The sequence below is a fragment of the Enterobacter sp. 01-M-03-SI-ECC genome, from assembly GCF_047530215.1.
Taxonomy (GTDB): domain Bacteria; phylum Pseudomonadota; class Gammaproteobacteria; order Enterobacterales; family Enterobacteriaceae; genus Enterobacter; species Enterobacter chengduensis.
Genome location: NZ_JBLKDA010000062.1, coordinates 1 through 7,743 on the forward strand (window position 1 = coordinate 1; position 7,743 = coordinate 7,743).

4 protein-coding genes and 2 pseudogenes are annotated in these 7,743 nt (G+C 52.4%); 2 read left to right on the forward strand and 4 right to left on the reverse strand.

Annotation, left to right across the window (positions count from 1 at the left end; translation table 11 throughout):
- Positions 1 to 121: IS1 family transposase (locus ACMWKK_RS25490; protein WP_249040038.1), on the forward strand; the 121-nt coding region annotated here is incomplete at its 5' end.
- A 14-nt stretch (positions 122 to 135) separates the two neighbouring features.
- On the opposite strand, the pseudogene ACMWKK_RS25495 reads toward ACMWKK_RS25490, so the two are convergent.
- The 4 genes and pseudogenes from ACMWKK_RS25495 to lacI form a co-directional block, all read right to left on the reverse strand.
- Positions 136 to 276, reverse strand: a pseudogene (locus ACMWKK_RS25495) (maltose acetyltransferase domain-containing protein); the annotation flags it as partial.
- 65 nt (positions 277 to 341) lie between these two features.
- Entirely contained in the window at positions 342 to 1,595 is a 1,254-nt protein-coding gene (lacY, locus tag ACMWKK_RS25500) for a lactose permease (RefSeq protein WP_003846917.1), read from the reverse strand.
- A gap of 51 nt (positions 1,596 to 1,646) precedes the next feature.
- Positions 1,647 to 4,721, reverse strand: coding sequence for a beta-galactosidase (lacZ, locus tag ACMWKK_RS25505; RefSeq protein ID WP_233904134.1), 3,075 nt, complete (start codon positions 4,719 to 4,721; stop codon positions 1,647 to 1,649).
- A 121-nt stretch (positions 4,722 to 4,842) separates the two neighbouring features.
- Complete coding sequence (gene lacI, locus ACMWKK_RS25510) at positions 4,843 to 5,925, reverse strand: DNA-binding transcriptional repressor LacI (RefSeq protein WP_007851507.1); 1,083 nt, start codon at positions 5,923 to 5,925, stop codon at positions 4,843 to 4,845.
- A 352-nt stretch (positions 5,926 to 6,277) separates the two neighbouring features.
- Between lacI and ACMWKK_RS25515 the strand changes: the two are divergent.
- Positions 6,278 to 7,287 (forward strand): annotated as a pseudogene (locus ACMWKK_RS25515) (zinc-binding alcohol dehydrogenase family protein).
- The last annotated feature ends 456 nt before the right edge of the window (positions 7,288 to 7,743 follow it).

The following is a 7,743-nucleotide window of genomic DNA, read 5'->3' on the forward strand; positions in this document are numbered from 1 at the left end:
TAACCTGAATCTGAGGCAGCACCTGGCACGGCTGGGACGGAAGTCGCTGTCGCTCACAAAATCGGTGGAGCTGCATGACAAAGTCATCGGGCATTATCTGAACATAAAACACTATCAATAAGTTGGAGTCATTACCCTTTTTTCAACTTCTGATGGATGCGAGTGATTGAACTCATACATTAATGTTTTCCCACGAAGTCTTTTTTCAGGTAAGCCTTCGCACATATCGGTAAATAGCTTGCCTGCTTTTATTTTTTCTGTCATCGACATGTTCATTTTTAACATTCCGTCCTGATAAGTTGGTCGGATAAGGCGCTCGCGCCGTATCCGACATTAATTTCTTAAGCGACTTCATTCACCTGGCGACGCAGCAGAGAAAGTGGGCCGGGGCCGCTAAGCGTGAACACGGAAATTAAGGTGAAGCCCAGCGCCACCAGACCCAGCACCAGGTAAGCGCCCTGGAAACCGATGCTTTCATACATATTGCCCGCCAGAATAGACATAAAAATCATCGCCAGTTGCTTAAAGAAGCAGAAACAGACCAGATAAATCGTCGCTGAAAAACGCACTTCAAACTGGCTGGTAATATATTTAAAGCAGCCCACCAGCAGGAACGGTACTTCAAACATATGCAGCGTTTTCAGAATAACCACTTCCAGTGCTGAGGTAGCGAACGATGAGCCAATAATACGTACTGACATAATAGTGCCAGCCAGCAGCAGGGCGTTTTTCCCACCGATGCGATTAATGATCAGTGGCGCAAAAAACATAATCGAGGCGTTAAGTAATTCGCCCATTGTCGTTACGTAGCCAAATACCCGCGTACCCTGTTCACCGGTAGCAAAGAACGAAGTAAAGAAATTAGCAAACTGTTGGTCAAAAACATCGTAGGTGCAGGAAACGCCAATAACATACAGTGACAAAAACCACAGTTTTGGCTGTCTGAACAGTTCCAGCGCCAGCTTAAGGCTAAATGCCGAATGGTTGGCACCTACCGCATTGGCAACCGTGGCAGAAGAGGGCGCATCCGTTTTGGCGAAAAAGAGTAAAACGGCGAGGATGAATGCACAGCCAGAACCCAGCCAGAAAACAAACTGATTATTGATGGTGAACATGATGCCGACAATCGAGGCACACAGCGCCCAGCCAACACAGCCAAACATCCGCGCGCGACCATATTCGAAATTACTGCGACGGCTGACTTTCTCGATAAATGCCTCTACTGCTGGCGCACCGGCGTTAAAACAAAAGCCTAGATAAATACCACCAACAATCGATCCTACTAAAATGTTGTATTGTAACAGTGGCCCGAAGATAAAAATAAAGAACGGCGCAAACATCACTAACATGCCGGTAATAATCCACAGCAGGTATTTGCGCAGCCCGAGTTTGTCAGAAAGCAGACCAAACAGCGGTTGGAATAATAGCGAGAACAGAGAAATAGCGGCAAAAATAATACCCGTATCACTTTTGCTGATATGGTTGATGTCATGTAGCCAAATCGGGAAAAACGGGAAGTAGGCTCCCATGATAAAAAAGTAAAAGAAAAAGAATAAACCGAACATCCAAAAGTTTGTGTTTTTTAAATAGTACATAATGGATTTCCTTACGCGAAATACGGGCAGACATGGCCTGCCCGGTTATTATTATTTTTGACACCAGAGCAACTGGTAATGGTAGCTACCGGCGCTAAGGTGGAATTCCGCCGACACTGACGGGCTCCAGGAGTCGTCGCCACCAATCCCCATATGGAAACCGTCGATATTCAGCCATGTGCCTTCTTCCGCGTGCAGCAGATGGCGATGGCTGGTTTCCATCAGTTGCTGTTGACTGTAGCGGCTGATGTTGAACTGGAAGTCGCCGCGCCACTGGTGTGGGCCATAATTCAATTCGCGCGTCCCGCAGCGCAGACCGTTTTCGCTCGGGAAGACGTACGGGGTATACATGTCTGACAATGGCAGATCCCAGCGGTCAAAACAGGCCGCAGTAAGGCGGTCGGGATAGTTTTCTTGCGGCCCTAATCCGAGCCAGTTTACCCGCTCTGCTACCTGCGCCAGCTGGCAGGTCAGGCCAATCCGCGCCGGATGTGGCGTATTGCTCGCCACTTCAACATCAACGGTAATCGCCATTTGACCACTTCCATCAATCCGGTAGGTTTTCCGGCTGATAAATAAGGTTTTCCCCTGATGCTGCCACGCGTGGACCGTGGTAATCAGCACCGCGTCGGCAAGCGTATCTGCCGTGCACTGCAACAACGCTGCTTCGGCCTGGTAATGGCCCGCCGCCTTCCAGCGTTCGACCCAGGCGTTAGGGTCAATGCGGGTCGCTTCACTTACGCCAATGTCGTTATCCAGCGGTGCGCGGGTGAACTGATCGCGCAGCGGCGTCAGCAGTTGTTTTTTATCGCCAATCCACATCTGTGAAAGAAAGCCTGACTGGCGGTTAAATTGCCAACGCTTATTATCCAGCTCGATGCAAAAATCCGTTTCGCTGGTGGTCAGTTGCGGGATGGCGTGGGGCGCGGAGGGGAGTGTCACGCTGAGGTTTTCCGCCAGACGCCACTGCTGCCAGGCGCTGATGTGTCCGGCTGCTGACCATGTGGTCGCGTTCGGTTGCACTACGTGAACCGTTAGCCAGAGTTGTCCGGCGCTCTCCGGCTGCGGTAGTTCAGGCAGTTCAATCAACTGTTTACCTTGTGGAGCGACATCCAGAGGCACTTCACCGCTTGCCAGCGGCTTGCCATCCAGCGCCACCATCCAGTGCAGGAGCTCGTTATCGCTATGACGGAACAGGTATTCGCTGGTCACTTCGATGGTTCGCCCGGATAAACTGAACTGGAAAAACTGCTGCTGGTGTTTTGCTTCCGTCAGCGCCGGATGCGGCGTGCGGTCTGCAAAGACCAGACCGTTCATGCAGAACTGGCGATCATTCGGCGTATCGCCAAAATCACCGCCGTAAGCCGACCACGGATTGCCATTTTCATCATATTTAATCAGCGACTGATCCACCCAGTCCCAGACGAAGCCGCCCTGTAAACGGGGGTACTGACGAAACGCCTGCCAGTATTTAGCGAAGCCGCCAAGACTGTTACCCATCGCGTGGGCGTATTCGCAAAGGATCAGCGGGCGCGTCTCTCCAGGCAACGAAAGCCATTTTTTGATGGACCATTTCGGCACAGCCGGGAAGGGCTGGTCTTCATCCACGCGCGCGTACATCGGGCAAATAATATCGGTTGCGAAGGTGTCGGCTCCGCCGCCTTCATACTGTACCGGGCGGGAAGGATCGACAGATTTGATCCAGCGATAGAGTGCGTCGTGATTAGCGCCGTGGCCTGATTCATTCCCCAGCGACCAGATGATCACACTCGGGTGATTACGATCGCGCTGCACCATTCGCGTTACGCGTTCGCTCATCGCGGGTAGCCAGCGCGGATCATCGGTCAGACGATTCATTGGCACCATGCCGTGGGTTTCAATGTTGGCTTCATCCACCACATACAGGCCGTAGTGGTCGCACAGCGTGTACCACAGCGGATGGTTCGGATAATGCGAACAGCGCACGGCGTTAAAGTTGTTCTGCTTCATCAGCAGGACATCCTGCACCATCGTCTGCTCATCCATGACCTGACCATGCAGAGGATGATGCTCGTGACGGTTAACGCCGCGAATCAGCAACGGCTTGCCGTTCAGCAGCAGCAGACCATTTTCAATCCGCACCTCGCGGAAACCGACATCGCAGGCTTCTGCTTCAATCAGCGTGCCGTCGGCGGTGTGCAGTTCAACCACCGCACGATAGAGATTCGGGATTTCGGCGCTCCACAGTTTCGGGTTTTCGACGTTCAGACGTAGGGTGACGTGATCGGCATAACCACCACGCTCATCGATAATTTCACCGCCGAAAGGCGCGGTGCCGCTGGCGACCTGCGTTTCACCCTGCCACAAAGAAACCGTCACCCGCAGCTCATCGCGCAGCTCGCCGTACATCTGAACGTCTGCCTCCAGTACAGCGCGGCTGAAATCATCATTAAAGTGAGTGGCTACATGGAAATCGCTGATTTGCGTGCTCGGTTTATGCAGCAACGAGACGTCACGGAAAATGCCGCTCATCCGCCACATATCCTGATCTTCCAGATAACTGCCGTCACTCCAGCGCAGCACCATCACCGCGAGGCGGTTTTCTCCGGCGTGTAAAAATGCGCTCAGGTCAAATTCAGACGGCAAACGACTGTCCTGTCCGTAACCGACCCAGCGCCCGTTGCACCACAAATGAAACGCCGAGTTAACACCATCAAAAATAATTCGCGTCTGGCCTTCCTGTAGCCAGCTTTCATCAACATTAAATGTGAGCGAGTAACAACCCGTCGGATTCTCCGTGGGAACATACGGCGGATTGACCGCAATGGGATAGGTCACGTTGGTGTAGATAGGCGCATCGTAACCGTGCATCTGCCAGTTTGAGGGGACGATGACAGTATCGGCGTCAGGAAGATCGCGCTCCAGCCAGCTTTCTGGTACCGCTTCTGGTGCCGGAAACCAGGCAAAGCGCCATTCACCATTCAGGCTGCGCGACTCTTGGGAAGGGCGATCGGTGCGAGCCTCTTCGCTATTACGCCAGCTGGCGAAAGGGGGATGTGCCGCAAGGCGATTAAGTTGGGTAACGCCAGGGTTTTCCCAGTCACGACGTTGTAATACGACGGCCAGTGAATCCGTAATCATTGTCATAGTTGTATCCTGCGTGAATTGTTATCCGCTCACATTTTCGCATAACATACGAGCCGGACACATAGAGTGTAAAGCCTGGGGTGCCTAATGAGTGAGCTGACTCACATTAATTGCGTTGCGCTCACTGCCCGCTTTCAAGTCGGGAAACTTGTCGTGCCAGCTGCATTAAGGAATCTGCCAACGTGCGGGGAGAGGTGGTTTGCGTATTGGGCGCCAGGGTGGTTTTTCTTTTCACCAGTGAGACGGGCAACAGCTGATTGCTCTTCACCGCCTGGCCCTGAGAGAGTTTCAGCAAGCGGTCCACGCTGGTTTGCCCCAGCAGGCGAAAATCCTGTTTGATGGTGGTTAACGGCGGGATATAACACGAGCTGTCTTCGGTATCGTCGTATCCCACTACCGAGATATCCGCACCAACGCGCAACCCGGACTCGGTAATGGCGCGCATTGCGCCCAGCGCCATCTGATCGTTGGCAACCAGCATCGCAGTGGGAACGATGCCCTCATTTAGCATTTGCATGGTTTGTTGAAAACCGGACATGGCACTCCAGTCGCCTTCCCGTTCCGCTATCGGATGAATTTGATTGCGAGTGAGATATTTATGCCAGCCCGCCAGACGCAGACGCGCCGAGACAGAACTTAATGGGCCCGCTAACAGCGCGATTTGCTGGTGACCCAATGCGACCAGATGCTCCACGCCCAGTCGCGTACCGTCTTCATGGGAGAAAATAATACTGTTGATGGGAGTCTGGTCAGAGACATCAAGAAATAACGCCGGAACATTAGCGCAGGCAGCTTCCACAGCAATGGCATCCTGGTCATCCAGCGGATAGTTAATGATCAGCCCACTGACGCGTTGCGCGAGAAGATTGTGCACCGCCGCTTTACAGGCTTCGACGCCGCTTCGTTCTACCATCGACACCACCACGCTGGCACCCAGTTGATCGGCGCGAGATTTAATCGCCGCGACAATTTGCGACGGCGCGTGCAGGGCCAGACTGGAGGTAGCAACGCCAATCAGCAACGACTGTTTCCCCGCCAGTTGTTGTGCCACGCGGTTGGGAATGTAGTTCAGCTGCGCCATCGCCGCTTCCACCTTTTCCCGCGTTTTCGCAGAGACGTGGCTGGCCTGGTTCACCACGCGGGAAACGGTCTGATAAGAGACACCGGCATACTCTGCGACATCGTATAGCGTTACTGGTTTCACATTTACCACCCTGAATTGACTCTCTTCGGGTGCTATCATGCCATACCACGAAATGTTTTGCGCCATTCGGAGGGGGCACGCCGAAGTGAGATTCAAAATGCCGACGTCAGTTCACAGGTGGGTAATGATACCAACGTGTTGATTTCGTATTTTCACTGACACCAGGATCATCCTGATGTTACAAGGATTGAATGACTACAGATTAAAATAGTCATCAACAGGTTGACAGCATTACCCAGCGCCCGCTTTCCGCGTATTTTTCGATTTGCACTGCCGGGGGCACTGGCGGGTATCGCGTTCCGCACACTTTTACATTTATTTATCTGGTGACTGACCTTTTTAAGGAGACAGAATGAAAGCCGTTGGTTTCTGGCAACCCGGGAAAGTACATCCGTTATTGAAGATTTGTCGCTTCCCCACCCATCCATGCCCAAGGGGCGTGATCTTTTGATCAGAGTCAGGGCGGTCGCGGTTAACCCACGGGACCTGAAAAGCCGGCGAAACATCAGTCCCTCTGCAGGCAATCCGGTAGTTATGGGATACGACGCTTCCGGTGTTGTTGAAGCAACCGGACCAGAGGTGACGCTGTTCAGGCCAGGTGACCACGTTTTCTATGCCGGTGTGCTCGATCGCCAGGGAGCCAACGCAGAGTTTCAGCTGGTTGACGAACGCATTACGGGGATAAAGCCGGCAGCACTAAGTTTTGAAGCTGCAGCGTCGGTTCCTCTGACCGGTCTGACAGCCTGGGAAATGTTATTTGATCGTCTGCAGTTGTCAGTGAACGGAGATGCTGATCAGACCCTGTTGATGCTTGGCGGTGCGGGCGGAGTCCCTTGTATGGCTATACAGCTTGCCCGCACTCTGAGTCGGGTGAACATCATCGGGACTGCCTCCCGGCAGGAGAGTGTCAGAGCGGTTCGCGGGTTTGGTGCGCATTATGTCCTGGATCATTCATGTGCGCTTGCGCCACAGGTTGCCAGCCTTGCTGGACTCCCTCCCATTACCCGGATTTTCTCAACGTACACCACGCCATCTGCCTGGGAAAATATGGCCGAAATTATTGCCCCACAAGGCCGTATCGGACTCATCGACGACCCTGAACCACTGGATCTGCGTTTGATCAAATTTAAGAGCGTTTCTGTTCACTGGGAGGCAATGTTTACCCGCCCCATGCATGCTACTGCGGACATGTCTAAACAGCATGATATTCTTAACAAACTCTCATGCATGCTGGATTCCGGTAAGCTCAAACCTCCGTTGCTGGCAGAGTATGGCAGGCTGAATGCTAAAGCACTTCGCCGGGCTCATGAGGACATGGAAAATAAAAATGTGAACGGGAAAATTGTTTTTTCAGGGTTCTGATGAACAGGCCTGTCAGAGTAAAAAAAGATTCGGGTTCAGCACAATGCTGAATTCTGTCTGGCTATAGAGTAAGAATCGTACCGGAATTGAGCATTTACCCTCAGTACCTGCGGATGAAAAAGCAGTCTGCCCTGACATACTGAACAATCCCTTCTCATAAGATGCCTCTCTTTTGCTGTTTAAAGAGCTGAGCAGTCCGGGCGGAGACTGACCTCGTTCCGCTTTCCAAGCGACCCCCTTGTTGAAAGTGCGACAAAAGAGATAGGGCGAATGACTATACTTCGCTCATAGCTGCCCGCCATGCCAGCTCAAAAAACAGGCTTAACGTAGGATATTTAATGAGATGGTCACTCCCTCCTTCCCGGTACTATGCTGAGGACAGGCTTTCATTCGGAGAACTATCATGGAAAACATTGCGCTCATTGGTATCGATCTGGGTAAAAACTCTTTCCATAT

Bases quoted from the DNA above. Each gene is read 5' to 3' on its own strand.
- lacY (WP_003846917.1), bottom strand. From the start codon at position 1,595: ATGTACTATTTAAAAAACACAAACTTTTGGATGTTCGGTTTATTCTTT.
- lacZ (WP_233904134.1), bottom strand. From the start codon at position 4,721: ATGACAATGATTACGGATTCACTGGCCGTCGTATTACAACGTCGTGAC.